This window comes from Phycicoccus sp. 3266 (assembly GCF_031456495.1).
GTDB lineage: Bacteria > Actinomycetota > Actinomycetes > Actinomycetales > Dermatophilaceae > Pedococcus.
On sequence record NZ_JAVDUW010000001.1, the window covers coordinates 1,761,304 to 1,781,752 of the forward strand.

Sequence of the window (20,449 nt, forward strand, 5' to 3'; positions counted from 1 at the left end):
CGTTGCCGAGGGGGCGCGGCGGGTCAGGCGGGGTCGGTGGCGTGCTGGGCCTCGAGGTCGAGGAGGTAGCGCTTGGCGGCCAGCCCACCGGCATACCCCGTCAGGGCCCCGGAGGACGCCACGACGCGGTGGCACGGCAGCACGACGCACAGCGGGTTGGAACCGAGCGCGGCGCCCACGGCGCGCGCGGCGCCGGGCCGCTCGACCGCCCGCGCCAGCTCGCCGTACGTCGCGCGCCGGCCGTAGCCGACGCCCTGGGCGAGTCGCGGCAGCACCACGCGCTGGAAGTCCGAGGCGAGCGCGAGGTCGGTGCGCAGGGAGAACGCGCGCCGCCGCCCCGCGAGGAACTCCTCGAGCTCGCGGCGGGCCTCGTCGAGCTCGCGCGGCTGGCGCAGGATGCGGGGCGACACCCGCGCGCTGAGCCGGGTGAGCACGCGGTCCTCGTCGGCGGTGCCGGGAACGAACGACGAGGCGACGAGGGCGCCGGAGTCGTTGCGCGCCAACAGCATCCGGCCGACGGCGGTGTCCTCCACGACGTACGAGACGTCGGTGGGGTCGAGCTGCGGCGGCCGCACGTGGGGCCGGAACTCCTCGAGCAGGCGGGTGGGGTCGGTCATGGCAGGTCCTTGCGCAGGGTGGCGAGCGCGTCGCTCACGAGCCGCCGGCTCATGGCCGGCGAGCAGCCGAGGGCGGCGGCGATGGTCGGGTGGTCGAGGTCGGCGACGTACTTGAGCACCACCGCCTGGCGCTGGCGCTCGGGCAGCGCGCCGACGCGGTGCCACAGGTCGGTGTCGGGAAGGGCCGCGTCCGCGGCCGCGGCGGTGGGCACCTCGCCCAACCGTCCCGGGTCGTCGTGGGGCACCGCGCGACGGGCCCGGTGGCGGTGCGCGTCCATGGCGCACCGGTGCGTGATCGTGAGCAGCCACCCGCGCAGGTTGGTGGTCGAGCGCAGCCGCGGGTATGCCGCGAGCGCCTGGGTCCACGCCTGTTGCGCCACGTCGTCGCCGTCCACGGGTCCGGCGAGGGCGTGCGCGAGCCGCGCGACGTCACGCCAGTGCGCGTCGACGAGGTGCTGGAAGGGAGGCAGGGTCACACCCATCGAACGCCGCACCTCCCGCACGTGTGAGCGCCACCGCTCCCGGACCCGGTGGGGCCAACTGTGCCAGCCGCCGTGTGGAAGCATGGACGCGTGCCCGACGCCGTCGTCCCCGCGCAGCCCTCCGGCGACCGCGCCCGCACCCCGCTGGTCGTCGCCCACCGCGGCAGCAGCTCGGCCGAGCCGGAGCACACGCTCAAGGCGTACACGCGGGCGATCGACGAGGGGGCCGATGCCCTCGAGTGCGACGTCCGGCTGACCGCGGACTCCCACCTCGTCTGCGTGCACGACCGCCGGGTCAACCGCACCAGCAACGGTCGCGGCATCGTGTCCACCCTGGAGCTGGCCGAGCTGGAGGGCCTGGACTGGGGTTCGTGGAAGGCCCAGCACGGTGGCGAGGACGAGGTGCCCGACCGCAACCGGAACCAGCTGCTCACCCTGCGGGCGCTGCTGACGACGGTGACCCAGAGCGAGCGCCCCATCGGCCTGGCCATCGAGACCAAGCACCCGACCCGGTACGCCGGCCTGGTGGAGCGGCAGCTGGCCAAGGTGCTGGCCGAGTTCGGGCTCGACGGACCGCAGCGTCCCGGCCACCACTGGGTGCGCGTGATGTCGTTCTCGCAGCTGGCCGTCCAGCGGATGCGGCAGCTCTGCCCCGACGTCGCGTCGGTCTACCTCGTCGAGGACTCGGTGCCGCTGCGGTTCCGCGACGGCTCCCTCCCGAGGGGCGTCCACACCGTCGGGCTGGACCTCAAGATCGTGCGCAGGTACCCGGAGACGGTGGAGCGACAGCACCGCCGCGGCCACGAGGTGTACGTGTGGACGGTGGACGAGCCGCAGGACGTGCAGCTGTGCATCGACCTCGGTGTCGACGCGATCATCACCAACCGCCCGAGCGCCGTCCTCGACGCTGTGCACGCCAGCAGGTAACCTCCCTCGCGTTCCCCAAGAACGGACAGAGCACGGCATGACAGCAGCACCCCAGCCTCACCGGCCCCTCCGGACGGCCACCGCGGCGCCCGTCCGCGACGCCTCGCGCACCATCCGCGTGCCCTGGCGCGCGGCCTCGGTCGCGCAGGTCCGGCGTGCGGTCGTCGAGGACCTCGCGGGCCGGGACGTCCCCGCCACCGTCGTCGACGAGGCCGAGATCGTCGCCTCCGAGCTGGTGTCCAACGCCATCCGGCACGCGCGCCCCCTCTCCGACGGGATGCTGCGCGTGCACTGGAAGGTCAAGGGTGGTGTCGTCGAGGTCGAGGTGACCGACGGCGGCAGCGACAGCACCCCGCGCCCGGCGCCGCGCACCGTCTGGGCGCCGTCGGGCCGTGGGCTGCGGATCGTGCGCAGCCTCGCGCACGAGTGGGGCGTGACCGAGGACCGCACGGGCTCGACGGTCTGGGCCTCGCTCGGCGGCCCGTCCCGGCGCCGCAGCCACTGACCCCACGCCCGACCCCCTAGGGTTTGCGGCATGGGTAAGGCATCACGGCGCCGCAAGGGCGCAGACACCGGCTCGCGTCCCGCTCGCGTCGAGCCCGCCCCGTTCGTCGCGCGTCCCTTCGAGGGGCTGCCGAACGAGACCGACTGGGTGGCCATGCGCGAGATCCTGCCGGCGGCGACCGCGACGGTCCGGTTCGCGAAGGGCAGGGCGCCCGAGGGTGCGCCCGACGAGGTGACCGTGGCGACGGTGCTGCCGATGGCGTGGCCGGGCCTGCACCGGGCCGACGGCGCCGTGCTCTTCAGCACCCAGTCCGGCTCGGTCTCCGGTGACGCCTCCCGCGACCTCGCGACCTCCCTGCTCGCCGCCGCCGAGGCCGAGCAGGGCGTCCCCGTGGTGCACACGCCCGGCTCCACGGCCGACTCGCCCCGCCTGCAGGACCTGCTCGACACCACCGCCGACTTCGAGGTGACCGTCCACAACGGCTTCGAGTTCTGGGTCGGCGACAGCGACCTCGACGAGGCGGCGCAGGAGTCGCTCGACCGCGCGAACGAGTCCGTCATCCCCACCGTGCGCATGGCCGGCACCCGCTCGGCGTACTGGTGCCGCATCGGCGAGCGCACCCACATCCGCCTCGTCCTGCCCGACGACGAGGACGTCGCGACCGACGCCCTCGCGCGGCTGCGCGCCGCGGGTGACGACGCCGTGGGTGCCGGCACCCGCCTGCTCGGCGCGTTCCGCGCCTGCGGCCTGCTCGTGCCCGTCTGGGACCTCGACCCCGACAAGGAGGCCGCGGACTACGAGGACGAGCTCGCCGAGTTCATGGAGCGGTATGCCGCGGTGCTCGGATCCGACACGCCCCTCACCCCCGAGGAGCGCCGGGCCCGGTCCGGGCTGCTGAGCCGCCAGGTCACCCTGCGCTGACATGACCTCCCCTGCCACCGGCGTCGCCGCCGTCATCCCGGCCAAGGACGAGGCCGACCGGGTCGCCGCGACCGTGCGGGCCGTCCGGGCCCTGCCGGGTGTCGACCTCGTCGTCGTCGTCGACGACGGCAGCTCGGACGCGACGGCCGAGGTGGCCCGCGAGGCCGGGGCCGAGGTCGTCCGCCACGCCCGCAACCGCGGCAAGGCTGCGGCGATGACGACCGGCGCCGGCTATGTCGCCCGGCACGAGGCGGTCGAGGGACGGGTCGGCGGCTCCGACGAGCGGCGGCCGCTGCTGTTCGTCGACGCCGACCTCGAGGACTCGGCCGCGAACCTCGGCGTGCTCGTCACCCCCGTGCTCGAGGGCGCCGTCGACATGACCATCGCGACCCTGCCCCCGCAGCGGACCCCCGGTGGCGGCCGCGGCTTCGTCGTCCGCCTCGCCCGCGGCGGGATCGAGGAGCTCACCGGCTTCGTGGCGGCGCAGCCGCTGTCGGGCATGCGGTGCCTGACGCGGGCCGCGTTCGACGCGGCCAGCCCCCTGGCCCGCGGGTGGGGTGTGGAGGTCGGCCTCACCGTCGACGTCCTGCTCGCCGGGATGCAGGTGCGCGAGGTGCCGTGCGAGCTGCACCACCGCGTCACGGGCACGGACCTGCGCTCCCAGCTGCACCGGGCCGCGCAGTACCGCGACGTGGGACTGGCCCTCGCCCGGCGCCGGGCGCGGCGCCGGCTCCGGTAGGGACGCAGGCCCCGTGGCGGCCGGGCTCCGGCGGGACGAGCGCTCGACGACGGGCGCCGACGTCCCGTGGACGCCGCGGCGGGTGACGACGGCCGGCCTGCTCCTGGCCGCCGTGCTGCTGCTCCTGCTCGTCGGCATCGCCGGCCCCAGCGCGGCCAAGCCCCCGCTCGGCCCGGGTGGCCAGGAGCTGCCGTGGGCCCCCGGTCCCTGGCTCGTCACGGTCCTGCTGTGGACGGCATACGTCCTCGGGGCCCTCGGGGTGCACCTGCACCTGCGCTGGGGGCTGCCGACGCGCGGCTCGTGGACCTGGGCGCTCGCGCTGCCCGCCATCGCGGTCGCCACCGGCTGGGCGACCGCGTTCGGTTCCGCCGACCACACGAACTACGCGGCCTACGGGCGGATCGCCGACCTCGGTGGTGACCCGTACCTCACGGCGCCCAACTCCTGGCCCGGCCACGACCCGGTCATCTCGGCGGTTCGACCGCCCTGGGACGGCACGACGAGCATCTACGGCCCGTTCGCGACGCTGCTGCAACAGGCAGCGTCGGCACTCGGCGGGTCGAACCTGCGAGCGACGGTGCTGTGGTGGCAGGTCGGTTGCCTCGTGGCGTTCGCGGTCGTCCCGATGCTGCTCGAGCAGTCCGGCGCCAGCCGCTCGCGCGTGACGGCCCTGTGGCTCGCCAACCCGCTCGTGCTCGGGCTCGCGGTGTTCGGGGCCCACGTCGACGTCGTCGCCGCGGCCCTCGTCGTCCTGACGCTGTGGGCCGCGCCCCGCAGCGCGTTCGTGGCCGGGCTCTTCGCCGGCCTCGCCGTCTCGACCAAGGTGACCGCCGCCGTCGTGGTGGTCGCCGTCCTGGTCGCGTGGTGGGTGCACGAGCGCCGCGGGTGGGGCAGCCGCTCGGCACGGTACGTGGGAGGCGTCCTCGTCACCGCGGTGCCGCTGCACTGGTGGGCCGGCCCGCACGTCTTCGACCAGCTCGAACGCGCCCGTCGCTCGATCTCGCTGGCGACTCCGTGGCGGCTCGTCTACCAGCTCGTCGACGGTCCCTTGGGCGGGGCGGCGGCACGCACCCTCGTGACGGTCCTGTCCGTCGTCGTGGCTCTGCTGCTCGTCGTCGTCCTCGCTCGCCTCACCCGCGGGCTGGCCCCCGTGTCGGTGCTGGGCACGGCGACGCGGTGGACGTTCGTCCTGTCGACGGCCTACGCCCTCTCCGCCGCCTACTCCCTGCCCTGGTACCTGCTGCTCACCTGGGCGACCCTGCCGCTGCTCGGCGCCAGCGTCCTGGACCGGGCGCTGCTCGTGCACCTGCTCGCGGCGACGCTCGCCTACGTCCCGGGGCGGGTCGAGGGCATGACCGCGACCGTCCAGCGCGTCACCCTGTGGGTGCGCCGGGTGCCCGTGCCGTATGCCGTGCTGCTGGTGTGGGGGTGGCTCACACGCGCCGCATGGAGCGGGTCGTCGCGCTCGCGCGCGCCTCGTCCTCCAGAGCCCGCACCGCCACCGCGATGATGAGCGGCACCGCGATGATCGCGCCGTTCGCCGGGATCGCGACGCCGGAGTCGTTGATGGCGAACCCGATCGTGAGCGTCACCAGCAGCGCGATCAGCCCGGGCCGCAGCGTCGGCAGCGCGTCGTAGGAGCGCTGCAGGGCACGGGAGCCCCACGAGGTCGGGCGGGCGAGGATGTAGATGACGAAGACCAGCGCCACCGGCACGAGCAGGGCCAGCCGGTAGTTGCCGAACAGGATCTGCAGGTTCTGGTCGAGCTTGCGGCTGACGATGTCGCCGGCGGTGCCGTTGCCGAGCGCCTCGAAGAACTGGCCGAGGTGCGACTGCTTGTCGGCCGGGCGCAGCGAGTCGAGGAACGCGACGAGCAGGAAGAGCCCGGCGGTCACACCGCCGACGACCAGCGCCCGGCGCCACGTCATCCGGATCCCCAGGATGGCCAGCACGAGGTAGGCGAGCCCGGGGAGCAGGGCGGGCGGGCCGCCGCCGTCGGCGCCCCAGGCGGGCAGGCCGTCGACGACCACGGCGACGAGACCGATCGCGGCAGCTGCGCCGGCGGCGAGCCTGGTGTGGCCGCGGCGGACCAGCGAGCTGGAGACCGCGGTGGCGAGCAGCAGCGCGGCCGTCGCGAAGAGCGCGAAGGTCACGTTCCCCATGCCGTAGAACCGGCCGCCGACGACCGGCTGGAGGCCCATGAGCGAGGAGATCTGCAGCGTCGACCCGGTCATGACGTCGATCCCGAGCACGAGCAACGTCGCCAGCGCCACCACGGACAGCGGACCCGTGAGCCGCCGCGACCAGGGGCCCAGCAGGGCGACGGCGGAGATGATCGCGGTGAAGACGCCGACGGCCGCCACGACCCCGATCATCGGCACGGGGAAGCGCCACCACGGGATGAGGTTGGCCAGGAACGTCGAGGCCGGGACCGCCGCGGCCACGACGGCCACCCGGCGGGTGATCCGCAGCAGCTTCAGCCGCAGCCCGATGGCGCCGAAGTCGCGGCGCCAGACGACCGCGGCGAGCAGGTAGATCGCGATCTGCGTGTAGACGACCGCGTTGAAGAACGGGGGCACGAGCGCGTGGACGTCGTGGCTCGCGTCGTCGAAGTCGACGAGGTGGCGCAGCCGGTCGCGGGCGGCGGACTCGGAGTTCGACCCCTCCTCGCCGCGGCTCAGGGCCTTGCCGCCGAGCCCGCTGGGGGTGTCCACGCCCGCCGCGGAGAGCAGGGTGACGGTGAGGTCGGCCGACTGGACCAGGCCGTCCTGGCGCGTCGACGGGGAGAACAGGGTGCCCGAGCCGTAGTGCGGGCCCTTGGCCGCAACGAGCCGCAGCCGCTCCTCGGCACCGGCGTCGGCCAGGCTCGCCACGATGACGTCGGAGCCGTTGGGGGCCGCCTTGAGCACCTGGCTGATGCGGTCGTCGACCGACTTGGCCTGCTGGGCCCGGCTCCCGGGGGTGCCCGGCGACTCGCCCTGGGGCAGCTCGGCCGGGTCGCGGACCGCCCCGACGTCGACGAGGGTCACCCGGCACCGGGAGAGCAGGCCGGTGAGCTGGCCGGCGTCGTACGCGGCATACCGGGGCACGGAGCCGGACGTGTAGGCGGCGCCGACCCCGGCGCCGGGACCGATCGCCTGGACGCACTGGCCGCTCGTGGCGAGCGTCTCGCCGAGGGTGCCCGGGTTGCTGTCGAACTTGCGGGCGTCGGCCGCGCGCACGTACGTGTCCCAGCCGGGGACGACGCCGCTGTCCACCTCGGGGACCGCCGGGCACGGGTCGGAGGTGCTGCGGTCGGCGCCCTTCGGGCCGGGTGCAGCGGCGCGGTTGCCCGCGGAGAGGCTGAGCCAGCCGTCGACCGCGCAGGTGTTGGTGAAGACCGAGCGCACCGACAGGGCGGCCGTCGACCCGTCGCGGAGCATCGACCACAGGGCCGGGGTGTTCTGCTGGTCGACGTCGGTCCAGGTCAGCCCGCCCGTGCCGATGAGGATGACCGGGCCGGTGGGGGCGCTGTCGGCGGCCGGTGCGGCGCTCGCGGCCGACGCCGTGCCCGCGCCCACGACGAGCACCGTGAAGAGGCCGGCGAGCAGGGTCAGGGCGCGGCGGGTCACCCGTACAGGCTACGGGTCGGGGCACACGACAGAATGCGGGTGTGACTCCCCTTCGCCGCATCGCCACCTGGCCCGCCCGAGCCCGGTGGGCGCTGGCCGTCGTGCTGGTGCTCCTCGCGGCGTCCATCCCGGTGCTGCGCTACCTCGTCTACTGGCCGGTCGACCAGTGGCAGGTCGACGTCGAGGTCTACCGCGAGGCGGGCGTCTCCATCCTCACCGGACGGCCGGTCTACTCCGCGATGACCGAGTCGCCCCAGCTGCTGCCGTTCACCTACCCGCCGTTCGCCGCCGTGCTCGCGATCCCCTTGGCGTTCCTGCCCTTCGGCGCGGTGGGCTGGCTGTGGACCCTCGCCCAGGTCGCCGCCACCACCGCGATCGTCTGGTATGCCGGGTGGCGCCTGCTGCACCGCACGGGTCCGTGGATGCCGATCGCCCTGGCGCTGCTCACCGCCCCGATGATCTGGCTGCACCCGGTGTCCGACGGCATCCGGTTCGGGCAGGTCAACGCGTTCATGGTGCTGGCCTGCCTGATGGACCTGCGCCGGCCGCGCCCGGGGGTCCTGCGCCGGGTCCCGCCGGGCGTCCTCGTCGGCCTCGCGATGTCGATCAAGCTCACCCCCGGCGTCTTCGTCGTGCACTACCTGGTCAACCGGCGCTGGCGCGAGGCGGTCACCGCGGTGGTCACTGCCGTCGTCGTCACGCTGGGGTCGTGGGTGCTGCTGCCCGAGGCGTCGTTCGCGTTCTGGGGCGGAGCCCTGCAGGACCCCACCCGGCTCGGGCCCAACGCGGGCACGTCGAACCAGTCGATCCGCGGCTTCCTGCTGCGGGTCGGCCCGGACGGCCTGGCCGGCAACGTCCTGTGGCTGGTCCTGGTCGCCGTCGTGGGGACCATCGGCTACCGGCTGGCCCGTCGCGCCTACCGGGCGGGCGACTCGATCAGCGAGGTCGCGGCGGTCGGCCTGATGGCCGTGCTGCTGTCGCCCGTCGCGTGGATCCACCACCTGCACTGGATGGTGGTCGTCGTCTTCGCCGTGCTCGGGGCGAACCCGCTGCGCGACCGCCGGCGGATCTGGGCAGCCGCCGCGATCACGGGCTTCTTCCTGTGCCGGATGCCGTGGTGGGGCATCTCCTGGCTCAACCACCCGGACTGGCCGCGCTGGTTCGGCCGCGTCCTGCAGAACGCCGACACGTTCGGCTCGCTCATGGCCCTGGGCCTGCTGTGGTGGGCGCTGCACCTGCGCGAGCCGGGGACGACCGGCGGCGACGAGCTCGTCGTCGAGCACGCAGGTCTGCGCACAGACCAGCGTGTGACTGCGCCCTGATCCGCTCCGCGCGCAGTGCCACGCTCGTGAGTGCACAGACGAGCGGGTATGCCGGGGCGCGGCCGGGCGGGTGGGTCAGGCGTGGGGGGCGCTGACGACGCCGAGGATCTCCAGCGTGGTCAGAGCCGCGAGCAGGAGGCAGACGACACCGCCCACCCGGCGGATCGTCGTCAGGTGGACCCGCGCCAGCAGCGCCCGGCCGATGACGGCGCCGAGCGCGGACACCGTGGCCAGGGCGAGGAACGCACCGAGGAAGACCGACAGCGGCTGGTGGAACCGCAGCACCATGTTCGCGGTGAGCAGCTGCGACAGGTCGCCCCACTCGGCGAGGAACAGCACCGAGAACGAGACGGCGATCGCCTTGAGCCCGACGGCCGTCGCGGCGCCCTTGTGCGCGAACTCCTCCTCGGTCTCCTTCTCCTCCTCGTCGGCCTTCTTCGCGCCGCGCAGCAGGATCACGCCACCGACGAGGAACATCAGCGCCGCGAAGACCTCCACCGGCCGCTTGGGCAGGTTGGCGAGCAGCCCGCCGATGACCACGGCCACGAGCGTCTGCACGAGGAAGGCCAGCGACACCCCGATCCACACGAACAGCGGCCGGAACCGCGTCGCGAGGACGAGCGTGGCGATGAACGTCTTGTCCGGCAGCTCCACGACGAAGATGGCGGCGAAGACGATGGCGATGGTGGCGAGGTCGAGGTCCATGGCGCGTCGACCCTATCCGGGCGGCGCCCCTACGCTGGCCGGTGTCCGGCACACCGTCCGAGAGGTGGCCACGGCCGACGGCCGGCCCACCGGATCCGAGAGGGTCGCTCCATGACGACGTACGCGTACCTCGGCCCCGAGGGCACGTTCACCCAGATGGCGCTGGCCGCGTGGGCGCCGTCGCAGGGGGCCGTCCACCGGCCCTGCGGCTCGGTGGACCAGGCGCTCGCACTGCTGCGCTCCGGCGAGGTGGACGGCGCGATGGTGCCGATCGAGAACTCCGTCGAGGGCGGGGTCAGCGCGACCCTCGACGCCCTGGCCAGCGGTGACCCGCTCGTCGTCACCGCCGAGGTGCTCGTCCCGATCACGTTCGTGCTGGCCGCCCGGCCGGGGACGCCGCTGTCGGCGGTGCGCGCCGTCGGCACCCACAGCCACGCGTGGGCGCAGGTGCGCGGCTGGATGGGCGAGCACCTGCCGGATGCCGCGTACGTGCCGACCCTCTCCACAGCCTCGGCCGCGGAGGGCCTTGCGCTCCACGGAGACCCGGACGGCGACCCGGATGCTGGTCCGGACGGCCGTCACGGCGGTCCGGCCGCGGGCACGGGCCACGGCCCCACGACCGGCGAGCGGCCGGCATACGACGCGGCGGTCTGTGCCCCCGTCGCGGCGAGCAACCACGGCCTCGAGGTGCTTGCCGAGGACATCGGCGACAACGCCGCGGCCGTCACGCGGTTCGTCATGGTGGCGCGGCCGGGACGGCTGCCGGAGCGCACGGGCGCCGACAAGACCACGCTGGTGCTGTTCCAGCGCGAGGACCACGCAGGTGGCCTGCTCGAGCTGCTCGAGCAGTTCGCGGTCCGCGGGATCAACATGTCGCGGCTGGAGTCGCGGCCGACCAAGGCCTCGATGGGCTCGTACTGCTTCTCGATCGACATCGAGGGCCACGTGCTCGACGAGCGGGTCGGCGAGGCCCTGCTCGGGCTGAAGCGGGTCTGCGCCGAGGTGCGGTTCCTCGGCAGCTACCCCGCGGCCCACGGTGCGGCGGTGCAGGTCAGCCCGCAGACGACCGACGAGGCGTTCGGCAGCGCCCGCGCCTGGCTCCGGTCCCTGCGCGCCGGCGACGCCTGACCCCGGCTTTCCCCCGCGAAACGGCGATTGCGCGGCAACACTCGGGTTGTTGTCCCGCGGTTTGCTGCGCAACCGCCGTTTTGCCGAACTACTTCTTCTCGCGCCAGGCGCGTTCGAAGGGGAGCCGCCAGGCGTGCGGCGCGATGAGCTGGTGGATCGCGTTGGGGCCCCACGAGTCGACCGGATACGGCTTGGACTCCGGCGGGTCGTCGAGCAGCGGCTGCGACCGCTCCCACAGCGACTCGATGCCCTCGGCCGTCGTGAAGAGCGTGTGGTCACCGCGCATCGCGTCGAGCATGAGCCGCTCGTACGCCTCGAGCACGTCGGCCGCGCGCTCGGTCTCGTGGGTGGAGAACTGCATCGACAGCTTCTCCAGCCGCATGCCCGGGCCGGGACGCTTGCCGTAGAAGGACAGCGACACCTTGGACTCGTCGGCCAGGTCGAAGGTGAGGTGGTCGGGCCCGGCCGACCCGACGCCGGAGTTGTGCGGGAACATCGACCGCGGCGCCTCGCGGAACGCGATCGAGATGATCCGGGCGCCCTCGGCCATCCGCTTGCCGGTGCGCAGGTAGAACGGCACACCGGCCCAGCGCCAGTTGTCCAGGCCGACCCTGAGGGCGATGAACGTCTCGGTGTCGGAGTCCGGGGCCACCCCGTCCAGGCTGGTGTACCCCGCGAACTGCCCGCGCACGACCTGGTCCGGGTCGATCGGCAGCAGCGACCGGAAGACCTTGTTCTTCTCCTCGGAGATGGCCCGTGGCTCCAGGGCGGTCGGCGGCTCCATCGCCACGAACGCCATGACCTGGAACAGGTGCGTGACGACCATGTCCTTGTAGGCGCCCGTCGACTCGTAGAAGCCGGCGCGCTGGTCGAGCCCGAGCGTCTCGGGGATGTCGATCTGCACGTGGTCGATGAAGTTGCGGTTCCAGATCGGCTCGAACAGGCCGTTGGCGAAGCGGAACGCCAGGATGTTCTGCGCCGCTTCCTTGCCCAGGAAGTGGTCGATCCGGAAGACCTGCTCCTCGGCGAACGTCTCGTGCACGGTGTTGTTGAGCGCGATGGCGCTCGCGAGGTCGGTGCCGAACGGCTTCTCCATGACCACGCGGGCCCGGTCGACGAGGTCGGCCTCGCGCAGCATCTGCAGGACCGCGACGGCGGCCTTCGGCGGCACGGAGAGGTAGTGCAGCCGCAGCGTCTGCGGGCCGAGCTGCTGCTCGGCCTCCTTCACCGCCTGCGCCAGCCGGTCCGGGCCGGCGCTCTGCGGCACGTAGACGAGCCGGTCGTCGAAGGCGTCCCACTGCTCGGCCGACAGCCTGTGCGAGCCGAACTCGTCGATCGCCTTCCGGGCGAAGGCGCGGAAGGCGGCGTCGTCGAAGTCCTCCAACGACGTGCCGACCACGCGGATGTCGGGGGCGAGGTCGCTCGTGACGAGGTAGGCCAGCCCGGGGAGCAGCTTGCGGCGGGCCAGGTCGCCGGTCGCGCCGAAGAGGACGATCACGTGCGGGTCGACGGGCTCGAGCGGGCTGCGGCTCGTCACCCGCTCCGTGGCCGGGTAGGAGATCGTCTGCGGGCGGGGCGGCGTGGCTTCCGGCACGTCCTCGATCATGGCATCGGGGACGGTCGCCCGCACGACCTGCGGATGCGATGATCGGCGCCATGCCCGACCGGTCGGCCCAGCGCGGGTCCTCGCGCAGGCGGTGGGTGCTGGGCGCGACGAACCTCGCGGGGGTGCTGGGGCTCTACTTCGCCGTCCCCACTGCCACCGTGCGCACCGACGTGCTGCTGCCACGCCTGGCCGTCAGCCTCGTGGGGGTCGGCGCCGTCACCGTCGTCCTCACGCGCGAGCTCGGACGGGGGCGACGGCAGGAACCCGGGCTCAGCGCGCTGCGCCTGGTCCTGCTGGTGGAGGTGGCCCGTCGCCTTCAGCCTCGCCTACTACGTGCTGGGCACGCAGGCGGTGGGCCAGATGGTGGGGATCCGGACGCGCCTCGACGCCCTGTACTTCACCCTGTCCACCACGGCCACGGTGGGCTACGGCGACATCCACCCGACCGGACAGCTCGCTCGCGCCGTCGCCTCCGGGCACATCCTGTTCAACGTGCTGCTGCTGGGGGCTGTGGCCCGGCTCGTCACGGCGAGGGCGGCCGGTGGTCGGGTCCGGCGTGGCGGGCGCCCGGAGCGCTGAGCGGACGTCGCGGTCAGGCGCCGAGCCGGTCGTGCGCCCCCGCGGCCATGCGGCGCCCGGTGCCGGCATCCCGCGGCTGCACACCGCTGCGGTTCTCCCGCGCCCGGTGGCGCCACCAGGCATACGCGAGCACGGCGCAGATGATGCCGTTGAGCATGCCCACGCCCACGTCGGTGACGTGGTGCATGCCGCGGTAGAGCCGGGCGTAGGTGACGAGCAGCGGCAGCAGCAGGCACACGACCGTGGTCAGCACGCGCAGCCAGGTCCGCTCGATCCGCTGCGCCAGCAGCGCGAACGCGAGGTACAGCGCGGTCGAGGCGCCCACGTGGCCGCTCGGGTAGCTCGACGTCGGGGGCGCCGGGTCGAGGTGGCTGACCTTGGGCCGGGGGCGGCCGATGACCAGTGTCGCGAGCACGAAGATGGTGGCCTGCAACGAGATCGCGATGACCGGCACGAGGCTGAAGAGCAGGTCCTTGGTGCGCCACAGGATGATGAGCGACACCAGGATGCACACCGCGATGACGTACTCGGTGTTCCCGATGTGGGACCAGTACATCGTGATGGTGTTCCACGTCCTGGTGCGGTCCGAGGCCAGCGTCTTGCTGACCGACTCCTCGCTCGTCGACAGGCCCTTGAGGGGGCCGGTGATGAGGAAGCCGAAGCCGACGATCGCGGCCCAGACGACTACGCCGGGTGCGATGGCCCGGGTGACGAGCTGGGTGAGGTCCTGCCGAGAAATCCGAGCCATGAGGAGAACGTAGTGCCCACACCGAGAATCCACCCGGCGACCACGTCCGAGGCGAAGTGCACCCCCAGGAAGATGCGGTCGAGGCCGACGAGCAGGACCACGAACACAGCCACGGTGGTGAGCACCCGCCGCCCCGCCTCCGACAGCAGGGGCCACAGCAGGAACACCATCGCCGTGGCGATGATCGCGACGTTGGCGGCGTGGCCGGAGGGGAACGAGTACCCGGGCGAGTGCGAGATCGGGTCGTCGACCACGGGCCGGGCGCGCTGCACGACGAGCTTGGCTGCGAGCGCGAGGTTCCAGCCCACCATCATCGTGACGAACGCCCACAGTGCGCGGTTTCGCAGCTGCTTCGCCAGCCAGGCCCAGAGGCAGACGAGGGTCGCCGCGATGTAGAGCACCCACGGCTGGCTGACGGCCTGGAGCACGAGCAGGGCGCTGCCGGCGCCGAGCGACCGCGTCACGTCCGTCGCGTGGTCGGCGATCGCGTTGTCGAGGTGGATCAGCGGGTCGAACTTCTGCCGCACGGCATACCCGATCAGCACGAACGGCACCGCGAACAGGACCATCGCCAGCGCCCCCCGGCCGAGCCGCACCACCCGGGAGCGGGTGGCCGAGGTGGGGGCCGCGGTGGCGGTCTGCATCAGTCGGCCGACCCGACCCGGACGACGAGGGCGCCGGGCACGATCTCGGCGGAGATGGCGCGGGCCTTGCCGATGGTGTCGCCGTCGACCTGGGCCTCCTGCGGGCGGTCCGCGCGCACGCGGATCACCTCGCAGGTGTGGTGGTCGACGCGCTCGTGGCCCTTGCGGCGCTTGCTGAGGACGCGCCCGGCGACGGCGGCCCAGCCGACGATGCCCTTCGGGGACAGGATCACGATGTCGAGGTGGCCGTCGTCGGGCTCGGCGTCGGGCAGCAGCACCAGGCCGCCGAGGAGCTTGCCGACGTTGCCCACCACGACCGTGCGGGCGCGGCGGGTGAACTCCTCGTTGTCGTCGATCGTGACGCGGACCTTGAACTGCGGCCCGCGCAGGTTGCGGGTGCCCGAGACCATGTATGCCGCGGGGCCGACCTTGGCCTTCAGCTTCTCCGGGGCGTCGGCCATGATCGCGGCGTCGAAGCCGAAGCCGGCCATGACGAGGAAGACGTGGGTCTCGGGTCGTTGGTCCTCGCCGCTCGAGTCGACGGTCAGGCGGCCGACGTCGATGCGCTTGTTCTGACCGGTGAGGGCGACGCGCAGGGCGTCGTCGAGGTCGTCGACCGGCAGGTCGAGGTTGCGGGCGAGCAGGTTGCCGGTGCCGCCCGGCAGCAGGCCCAGCGGGGTGTCGGTGCCGACGAGGGCCTCGGCCACCGCACGGACCGTGCCGTCGCCGCCGAGCGGGCACACGAGGTCGACGTCCTCGCGCAGGGCCTGCTCGGCCTGGCCGCGGCCGGTGTCCTTGGCCGTCGTCTCGATGAAGAGCGGCTCGGCCCAGCCGTGGTTCACGACCTCGCGGGTGACGTGCTCCTTGACCGACTCGAGGTCGTCGAACTTCGTCGGGTTGACGATGATCGCGACGCGACGACGTGGTGCCTCTGTCACGGTGCCCTCCGGCCGGAACTCGTTGCGGTGCGGTCGGCGGTCCCAGCGTCGGGCCCGGTGGGCGCCCCGCCGGCGGCTGTTGCGCTCGCTCGACCAGGCAGCGATGCCGAGGGCGGCGAGGAGCACGACGGCGATCGCGCCGACGACCACCCACCCGGCATGTTCTTGGAGCACGGGCAGACGCTACCCCAGGGTAGGAGGGGGTGCTGCCATACCGTTGCGGTCATGGACGCCTCCCCCGACCAGCACCAGGACGGCCTGCCCGAAGTGTCCGGTCCGGTCCCACCGGACACCAAGGACTGGACCTGGACGCTGGAGCACCCGTGCCCGGAGTGCGGGTTCGAGGCGGCCGGCGTCACCGCCCCGCAGGTGGCCGAGCAGGTGCTGTCGCTGACCGCGCCGTGGCGCACGGTGCTGGAGCGCGAGGACGTGCGCGACCGCCCGCGGCCCGACGTGTGGTCGCCGCTCGAGTACGCCTGCCACGTCCGCGACGTGTGCCGGGTCTTCGAGGGCCGGGTGCGCCAGATGCTGGCCGAGGACGGCGCCCGGTTCGCCAACTGGGACCAGGACCGGGCCGCCGTCGACGGCCGCTACGGCGAGCAGGACCCGACCGTCGTCGCCGACGAGCTCGTCGAGTCCGCCGTAGCAGCGTGCCGGGCGTTCGAGGAGGTCGACGGCGACGCCTGGGAGCGGACGGGCCTGCGCAGCAACGGCTCGCACTTCACCGTGCTCACCCTGGGCCAGTACATGCTGCACGACCTGGCCCACCACCTCGTCGACGTGGGGGTCGTCCCCAGCGCCGCCCCGCGCTGAGGCTCAGGCCTTCTGCGGGTGCCCGGTCAGGGCGGCCGCGCCACCCATCACGAGGAAGATCGAGCCGGAGACGTACTTCTGCCGCTCGACGGCGCGCGGGTGGCGGGCCAGCCACTGGCCGATGCCACCGGCGCTGAGCGCGTAGACGCTGTCGAACAGGGCGCCGATGACGACGAAGATCGCCCCCAGGACGAGGACCTGCGACCACACCGGGCCGGACTCCCGGTGCAGGAACTGCGGGAACAACGCCACGAAGAACACCGCGGTCTTGGGGTTGGTGATGCCCACCAGGAACGCGTCGGCGAACGCCCGCCGCGGGTTGGTGACCGGCACGCGGTCGAGCGCGAAGTGCCCGCGGCTGCGGAACTCGCGGACCGCCAGCCAGAGCAGGTATGCCGCGCCGGCGTACTTGACGACGGAGAACGCGACGACCGAGGCGCTGATGACGGCCGACAGCCCGAACGCCGTCGCGACCACCATGAGGGCCGTCGCGGTCTCGATCCCGGCCATCGACGCCAGCGCCAGGCGGCGGCTGCCCTGGCCGATCCCGCGCGAGATGAGGAACAGCATCGCGGGGCCGGGCAGGAGGATCAGCGCGGTGGCGGCGAGGGCGAACGTGCCCAGGGTGGCGGCGGACGGCATACCCGACAGGATCGGACCCCACGCGCATGCGGGGCAACGGGGAATCACGTGGCGGACGCCGCGGGGCCCCTCGCTAGGCTGACCCGGTGATCGACATCAAGCTCCTGCGCGAGGACCCGGACAGGGTCCGCGCGAGCCAGCGCGCCCGTGGCGAGGACGAGGGGGTCGTCGACGCGGTGCTGTCCGCCGACGACCGCCGGCGGGCCAGCCTCACCGAGTTCGAGCGGCTGCGCGCCGAGCAGAAGTCGATGGGCAAGCAGGTCGCGCAGGCGCAGGGCGAGGAGAAGCACGCGCTCCTGACCAAGACGAAGCACCTCGCCGCGCAGGTGAAGTCGCTGCAGGCCGACGCGGACGCCGCCGAGGAGGAGCTCGGCACGCTCATCCGGCAGATCGGCAACGTCGTCGAGCCGGGCGTCCCGGTCGGCGGCGAGGACGACTACGAGGTGCTGGAGACGGTCGGCGAGGTGCCCACCTTCGACTTCGAGCCCCGCGACCACCTCGAGCTCGGCGAGATGCTGGGCGCGGTCGACATGGAGCGCGGCGCCAAGGTCTCGGGCTCGCGGTTCTACTTCCTCACCGGCGTCGGCGCGCGGCTCGAGCTGGCGCTTCTGAACATGGCCGTCGCCCAGGCGGTCGAGCAAGGCTTCAGCCCGATGATCACGCCGACCCTGGTCAAGACCGAGGTCATGGCGGGTGCGGGCTTCATCGACAAGCACTCGGAGGAGGTCTACCGGCTCGCCGACGACGACCTCTGGCTCACCGGCACCTCCGAGGTCGCCCTGGCCGGCTTCCACGCCGACGAGATCCTCGACCTGTCGAACGGCCCGAAGCGGTATGCCGGGTGGTCGGCCTGCTACCGCCGCGAGGCCGGGTCGTACGGCAAGGACACCCGCGGCATCATCCGGGTGCACCAGTTCCACAAGGTCGAGATGTTCACCTACTGCCGGGTCGAGGACGCCGCGGCGGAGCACCAGCGGCTGCTCGGCTGGGAGAAGGAGATGCTCGCCAAGATCGAGGTCCCGTACCGCGTGATCGACACGGCGGCGGGCGATCTCGGCGGTCCGGCGGCGCGCAAGTTCGACTGCGAGGCGTGGGTGCCGACGCAGGGTCGCTACCGCGAGCTGACGTCGACCTCGAACTGCACGACGTACCAGGCGAGGCGGCTGGGCACCCGTGAGCGCGACCCGAACGGCCAGGGCACGCGGGCCGTCGCCACGCTCAACGGCACGCTCGCCACGACCCGGTGGATGGTCGCGATCCTGGAGAACCACCAGCAGGCCGACGGCTCGGTCGTCGTCCCGAAGGCGCTGCGCCCGTACCTCGGCCTCGAGGTCCTGCGCCCCGCCTGACCTCCCGCCGTTTTTCGCACCCGCGCACCCCGCAATACGGCAGTTGCTGGCGTGAAACGGGACTGCTGGACTGCCGTTTCGTGCCAGCAACTCCCGTTTTGCGAAGGGCCCGACCCGGTTAGGTTGGGTGGCGTGACGCAACGACAGCTGCCGAAGTGGTCCGAGCTCAAGCCGCTGCTGCGGCCCAAGCCGCTGCAGCTCGACCCCACCCGGCGACGGCTCGACTCCGCGCTGACGATCGCCGACCTGCGCGCCGTCGCCAAGCGGCGCACCCCGCGCTCGGTCTTCGACTACACCGACGGCGCCGCCGAGGGCGAGATCAGCCTGCGCCGCGCACGGGGCACGTTCGCGAACCTCGAGTTCCGGCCCGCGATCCTGCACGACGTCTCGGCCATCGACACGACGACGTCGTTCCTGGGGCGGCCGTCCGCGCTGCCGTTCTCGTTCGCGCCGACCGGCTTCACCCGGATGATGCAGCACGAGGGCGAGCGCGCCGTGGCCCGCGTCGCCCAGCGCACCGGCATCCCGTACACCCTCTCCACGATGGGCACGACGTCGATCGAGGACGTCGCGGCCGCCGCCCCGCAGGCCCGCAAGTGGTTCCAGCTCTACGTCTGGCGCGACCGCAGCGCGGCCGAGGACCTCATGCGCCGCGCGCGACAGGCCGGGTACGAGGCGCTCGTCCTCACGGTCGACGTGCCGGTCGCCGGGGCTCGCCTGCGCGACGCCCGCAACGGGTTCTCGATCCCGCCCGCCCTGACGGTGCGCACGGTCGCCGACGCCGCGATGCACCCGGCGTGGTGGGTCAACCTGCTCACGACCGAGCCGCTGACGTTCGCCAGCCTGAGCTCGTGGGACGGCACCATCGCCGAGCTGCTCGACGCGCTGTTCGACCCGACGATGACGCTCGCCGACCTGGAGTGGGTGCGCTCGCAGTGGGACGGCCCGCTCATCATCAAGGGCATCCAGACGGTCGAGGATGCGCGCACCGTCTTCGACGCCGGCGTCGACGCGATCGTCCTGTCCAACCACGGCGGGCGCCAGCTCGACCGCGCGCCCGTGCCGCTGCGGCTGCTGCCCGAGGTGCGCGAGGCGCTCGGCCCCGACAAGGAGGTCATGCTCGACACCGGCGTCATGTCCGGCGCCGACGTCGTGGCCGCGGTGGCCCTCGGCGCGAGCAGCGTCATGGTCGGCCGCGCCTACCTCTACGGACTCATGGCCGGTGGCGAGGCGGGCGTCCAGCGGGCCGTCGACATCCTCACCGCCGAGGTCCGGCGCACGATGGCGCTGCTCGGTGTCCCCACGGTCGCGGACCTGCACCCGCACCACGTCCGCCTCCCGTAGGTTCGGGGCATGAAGCCCCACCTCGTCGCGCTCGACGTCGACGGCACCACCATCGACCACGCGGGCGTCATGTCGCCGGCCGTCCGCGACGCCGTCCGCGACGTGGTGGCCGCCGGCCACCACGTCATCGTCTCGACCGGTCGCTCGATCGTGGCGACGACCCCGATCCTCGAGGAGCTCGGGATCGCGACGGGGTATGCCGTGTGCTCCAACGGCGCGGTCACGATCGAGCTGGATCCCGCCGAGGACAAGGGTTTCCGCGTGCTGGAGGCCGTGACGTTCGACCCGGCGCCGGCCCTGAACCTGCTGCGGGTCGAGTGGCCCGACGCCGTCGTCGCGGTCGAGGAGCTGGGCGTCGGGTTCAAGCTGAGCGCCCCGTTCCCCGACGGGGAGCTCCAGGGCGAGCTCCGGGTCGTGCCCTGGGACGAGCTGGTCGCCGACCCGGTGACCCGCGTGACCTTCCGGGCGCCCGAGGGCACGGCCGAGGACTTCCTCGCCCTCACCGAGCGGATCGGCCTGCACGGGGTCAACTACGCGGTCGGCTTCTCGGCCTGGCTCGACCTCAACCCCGAGGGCGTCTCCAAGGGCTCGGCGCTGGAGATCCTGCGCCGCCGCCTCGACGTCGAGCCGCGGTACACCGTCGCGGTCGGCGACCAGCGCAACGACGTCGAGATGCTCCACTGGGCGGCGCGCGGCGTGGCCATGGGCAACGCCCCCGACGAGGTGAAGGCGGTCGCCGACGAGGTGACCGGCCACGTCGACGACGACGGTCTGCTGCCGGTCCTGCGCTCCCTGCTCGAGGGCTGACGCCACCCCCGCCGGGTAGCGT

21 protein-coding genes are annotated in these 20,449 nt (G+C 73.2%); 12 read left to right on the plus strand and 9 right to left on the minus strand.

What is annotated here, in order from left to right; translation table 11 throughout:
- Positions 1-23 precede the first annotated feature (23 nt).
- The gene (locus J2X64_RS08475; RefSeq protein ID WP_310152348.1) at positions 24-617 is read right to left on the minus strand and encodes a methylated-DNA--[protein]-cysteine S-methyltransferase; all 594 of its coding nucleotides are present in this window, start codon (positions 615-617) and stop codon (positions 24-26) included.
- On the minus strand, positions 614-1,099 hold the full coding sequence (locus tag J2X64_RS08480; protein WP_310152351.1) for a sigma-70 family RNA polymerase sigma factor: 486 nt from the start codon (positions 1,097-1,099) through the stop codon (positions 614-616). Before J2X64_RS08480 ends, J2X64_RS08475 begins: the two co-directional genes overlap by 4 nt.
- A 90-nt stretch (positions 1,100-1,189) precedes the next feature.
- On the opposite strand from J2X64_RS08480, the gene J2X64_RS08485 reads away from it, so the two are divergent.
- From J2X64_RS08485 to J2X64_RS08505, 5 genes are read left to right on the plus strand one after another with little or no spacing between them, the layout of a single operon-like run.
- The gene (locus J2X64_RS08485) at positions 1,190-2,026 is read left to right on the plus strand and encodes a glycerophosphodiester phosphodiesterase family protein (protein WP_310152354.1); all 837 of its coding nucleotides are present in this window, start codon (positions 1,190-1,192) and stop codon (positions 2,024-2,026) included.
- A 37-nt stretch (positions 2,027-2,063) separates the two neighbouring features.
- Positions 2,064-2,531 carry an ATP-binding protein gene (locus tag J2X64_RS08490; RefSeq protein ID WP_310152356.1) on the plus strand — a complete coding sequence of 156 codons (468 nt, stop codon included), beginning with the start codon at positions 2,064-2,066 and terminating at the stop codon, positions 2,529-2,531.
- 30 nt (positions 2,532-2,561) lie between these two features.
- Positions 2,562-3,452: a DUF5926 family protein gene (locus J2X64_RS08495; RefSeq protein ID WP_310152359.1), complete on the plus strand. Its 891-nt coding sequence runs from the start codon at positions 2,562-2,564 to the stop codon at positions 3,450-3,452.
- 1 nt (position 3,453) lies between these two features.
- Entirely contained in the window at positions 3,454-4,191 is a 738-nt protein-coding gene (locus J2X64_RS08500; RefSeq protein ID WP_310152362.1) for a glycosyltransferase, read from the plus strand.
- 13 nt (positions 4,192-4,204) lie between these two features.
- Positions 4,205-5,701, plus strand: a complete 1,497-nt coding sequence (locus J2X64_RS08505) for a hypothetical protein (protein ID WP_310152365.1) — start codon at positions 4,205-4,207, stop codon at positions 5,699-5,701.
- On the opposite strand, the gene J2X64_RS08510 is transcribed toward J2X64_RS08505, so the two are convergent.
- Positions 5,625-7,802 carry a hypothetical protein gene (locus J2X64_RS08510; protein WP_310152366.1) on the minus strand — a complete coding sequence of 726 codons (2,178 nt, stop codon included), beginning with the start codon at positions 7,800-7,802 and terminating at the stop codon, positions 5,625-5,627. The two genes, J2X64_RS08505 and J2X64_RS08510, sit on opposite strands and share 77 nt — an antisense overlap.
- 41 nt (positions 7,803-7,843) lie before the next feature.
- On the opposite strand from J2X64_RS08510, the gene J2X64_RS08515 reads away from it, so the two are divergent.
- Positions 7,844-9,124: a glycosyltransferase 87 family protein gene (locus J2X64_RS08515; RefSeq protein ID WP_310152368.1), complete on the plus strand. Its 1,281-nt coding sequence runs from the start codon at positions 7,844-7,846 to the stop codon at positions 9,122-9,124.
- A 75-nt stretch (positions 9,125-9,199) separates the two neighbouring features.
- Here the strand turns inward: J2X64_RS08515 and J2X64_RS08520 are convergent, their stop codons facing one another.
- Positions 9,200-9,829, minus strand: a complete 630-nt coding sequence (locus J2X64_RS08520; protein WP_310152370.1) for a TMEM165/GDT1 family protein — start codon at positions 9,827-9,829, stop codon at positions 9,200-9,202.
- A gap of 111 nt (positions 9,830-9,940) precedes the next feature.
- Here J2X64_RS08520 and J2X64_RS08525 point away from each other — a divergent pair, with 111 nt between their 5' ends.
- Positions 9,941-10,957 carry a prephenate dehydratase domain-containing protein gene (locus J2X64_RS08525; RefSeq protein WP_310152373.1) on the plus strand — a complete coding sequence of 339 codons (1,017 nt, stop codon included), beginning with the start codon at positions 9,941-9,943 and terminating at the stop codon, positions 10,955-10,957.
- Positions 10,958-11,045: 88 nt separating this feature from the next.
- Here the strand turns inward: J2X64_RS08525 and zwf are convergent, their stop codons facing one another.
- A complete protein-coding gene (zwf, locus tag J2X64_RS08530; protein ID WP_397444036.1) occupies positions 11,046-12,560 on the minus strand; it encodes a glucose-6-phosphate dehydrogenase in 1,515 nt (504 codons plus the stop codon).
- Between the two features lie 153 nt (positions 12,561-12,713).
- Between zwf and J2X64_RS08535 the strand changes: the two genes are divergently transcribed.
- Positions 12,714-13,142: a potassium channel family protein gene (locus J2X64_RS08535; RefSeq protein ID WP_310153189.1), complete on the plus strand. Its 429-nt coding sequence runs from the start codon at positions 12,714-12,716 to the stop codon at positions 13,140-13,142.
- A 13-nt stretch (positions 13,143-13,155) separates the two neighbouring features.
- On the opposite strand, the gene J2X64_RS08540 is transcribed toward J2X64_RS08535, so the two are convergent.
- From J2X64_RS08540 to J2X64_RS08550, 3 genes are read right to left on the minus strand one after another with little or no spacing between them, the layout of a single operon-like run.
- Positions 13,156-13,890 (minus strand): phosphatase PAP2 family protein, encoded by a 735-nt coding sequence (locus J2X64_RS08540; RefSeq protein ID WP_310152377.1) that lies wholly within the window; start codon positions 13,888-13,890, stop codon positions 13,156-13,158.
- A complete protein-coding gene (locus J2X64_RS08545; RefSeq protein ID WP_310152380.1) occupies positions 13,827-14,534 on the minus strand; it encodes a phosphatase PAP2 family protein in 708 nt (235 codons plus the stop codon). The genes J2X64_RS08540 and J2X64_RS08545 overlap by 64 nt, the downstream gene beginning before the upstream one ends.
- The gene (locus J2X64_RS08550) at positions 14,534-15,646 is read right to left on the minus strand and encodes a diacylglycerol kinase family protein (protein WP_310152383.1); all 1,113 of its coding nucleotides are present in this window, start codon (positions 15,644-15,646) and stop codon (positions 14,534-14,536) included. The genes J2X64_RS08545 and J2X64_RS08550 overlap by 1 nt, the downstream gene beginning before the upstream one ends.
- 51 nt (positions 15,647-15,697) lie before the next feature.
- Between J2X64_RS08550 and J2X64_RS08555 the strand changes: the two genes are divergently transcribed.
- Positions 15,698-16,285, plus strand: coding sequence for a DinB family protein (locus J2X64_RS08555; RefSeq protein WP_310152386.1), 588 nt, complete (start codon positions 15,698-15,700; stop codon positions 16,283-16,285).
- A 3-nt stretch (positions 16,286-16,288) separates the two neighbouring features.
- Here the strand turns inward: J2X64_RS08555 and J2X64_RS08560 are convergent, their stop codons facing one another.
- A complete protein-coding gene (locus tag J2X64_RS08560) occupies positions 16,289-16,927 on the minus strand; it encodes a LysE family translocator (protein WP_310152388.1) in 639 nt (212 codons plus the stop codon).
- An 86-nt stretch (positions 16,928-17,013) separates the two neighbouring features.
- Between J2X64_RS08560 and serS the strand changes: the two genes are divergently transcribed.
- From serS to J2X64_RS08575, 3 genes are all read left to right on the plus strand, one after another.
- Positions 17,014-18,276: a serine--tRNA ligase gene (gene serS, locus J2X64_RS08565; RefSeq protein ID WP_310152391.1), complete on the plus strand. Its 1,263-nt coding sequence runs from the start codon at positions 17,014-17,016 to the stop codon at positions 18,274-18,276.
- A gap of 132 nt (positions 18,277-18,408) precedes the next feature.
- A complete protein-coding gene (locus J2X64_RS08570) occupies positions 18,409-19,620 on the plus strand; it encodes an alpha-hydroxy acid oxidase (RefSeq protein WP_310152394.1) in 1,212 nt (403 codons plus the stop codon).
- A gap of 9 nt (positions 19,621-19,629) precedes the next feature.
- Complete coding sequence (locus J2X64_RS08575; protein WP_310152397.1) at positions 19,630-20,427, plus strand: HAD family hydrolase; 798 nt, start codon at positions 19,630-19,632, stop codon at positions 20,425-20,427.
- The last annotated feature ends 22 nt before the right edge of the window (positions 20,428-20,449 follow it).

Excerpts from the sequence above, each read along its gene's own strand:
- J2X64_RS08475 (WP_310152348.1), bottom strand. The coding sequence starts at position 617 with ATGACCGACCCCACCCGCCTGCTCGAGGAGTTCCGGCCCCACGTGCGG.
- J2X64_RS08480 (WP_310152351.1), bottom strand. The coding sequence starts at position 1,099 with ATGGGTGTGACCCTGCCTCCCTTCCAGCACCTCGTCGACGCGCACTGG.
- J2X64_RS08490 (WP_310152356.1), top strand. The coding sequence starts at position 2,064 with ATGACAGCAGCACCCCAGCCTCACCGGCCCCTCCGGACGGCCACCGCG.
- J2X64_RS08495 (WP_310152359.1), top strand. The coding sequence starts at position 2,562 with ATGGGTAAGGCATCACGGCGCCGCAAGGGCGCAGACACCGGCTCGCGT.
- J2X64_RS08500 (WP_310152362.1), top strand. The coding sequence starts at position 3,454 with ATGACCTCCCCTGCCACCGGCGTCGCCGCCGTCATCCCGGCCAAGGAC.
- J2X64_RS08520 (WP_310152370.1), bottom strand. The coding sequence starts at position 9,829 with ATGGACCTCGACCTCGCCACCATCGCCATCGTCTTCGCCGCCATCTTC.
- J2X64_RS08525 (WP_310152373.1), top strand. The coding sequence starts at position 9,941 with ATGACGACGTACGCGTACCTCGGCCCCGAGGGCACGTTCACCCAGATG.
- J2X64_RS08540 (WP_310152377.1), bottom strand. The coding sequence starts at position 13,890 with ATGGCTCGGATTTCTCGGCAGGACCTCACCCAGCTCGTCACCCGGGCC.
- J2X64_RS08545 (WP_310152380.1), bottom strand. The coding sequence starts at position 14,534 with ATGCAGACCGCCACCGCGGCCCCCACCTCGGCCACCCGCTCCCGGGTG.
- J2X64_RS08555 (WP_310152386.1), top strand. The coding sequence starts at position 15,698 with ATGGACGCCTCCCCCGACCAGCACCAGGACGGCCTGCCCGAAGTGTCC.
- J2X64_RS08560 (WP_310152388.1), bottom strand. The coding sequence starts at position 16,927 with ATGCCGTCCGCCGCCACCCTGGGCACGTTCGCCCTCGCCGCCACCGCG.
- J2X64_RS08575 (WP_310152397.1), top strand. The coding sequence starts at position 19,630 with ATGAAGCCCCACCTCGTCGCGCTCGACGTCGACGGCACCACCATCGAC.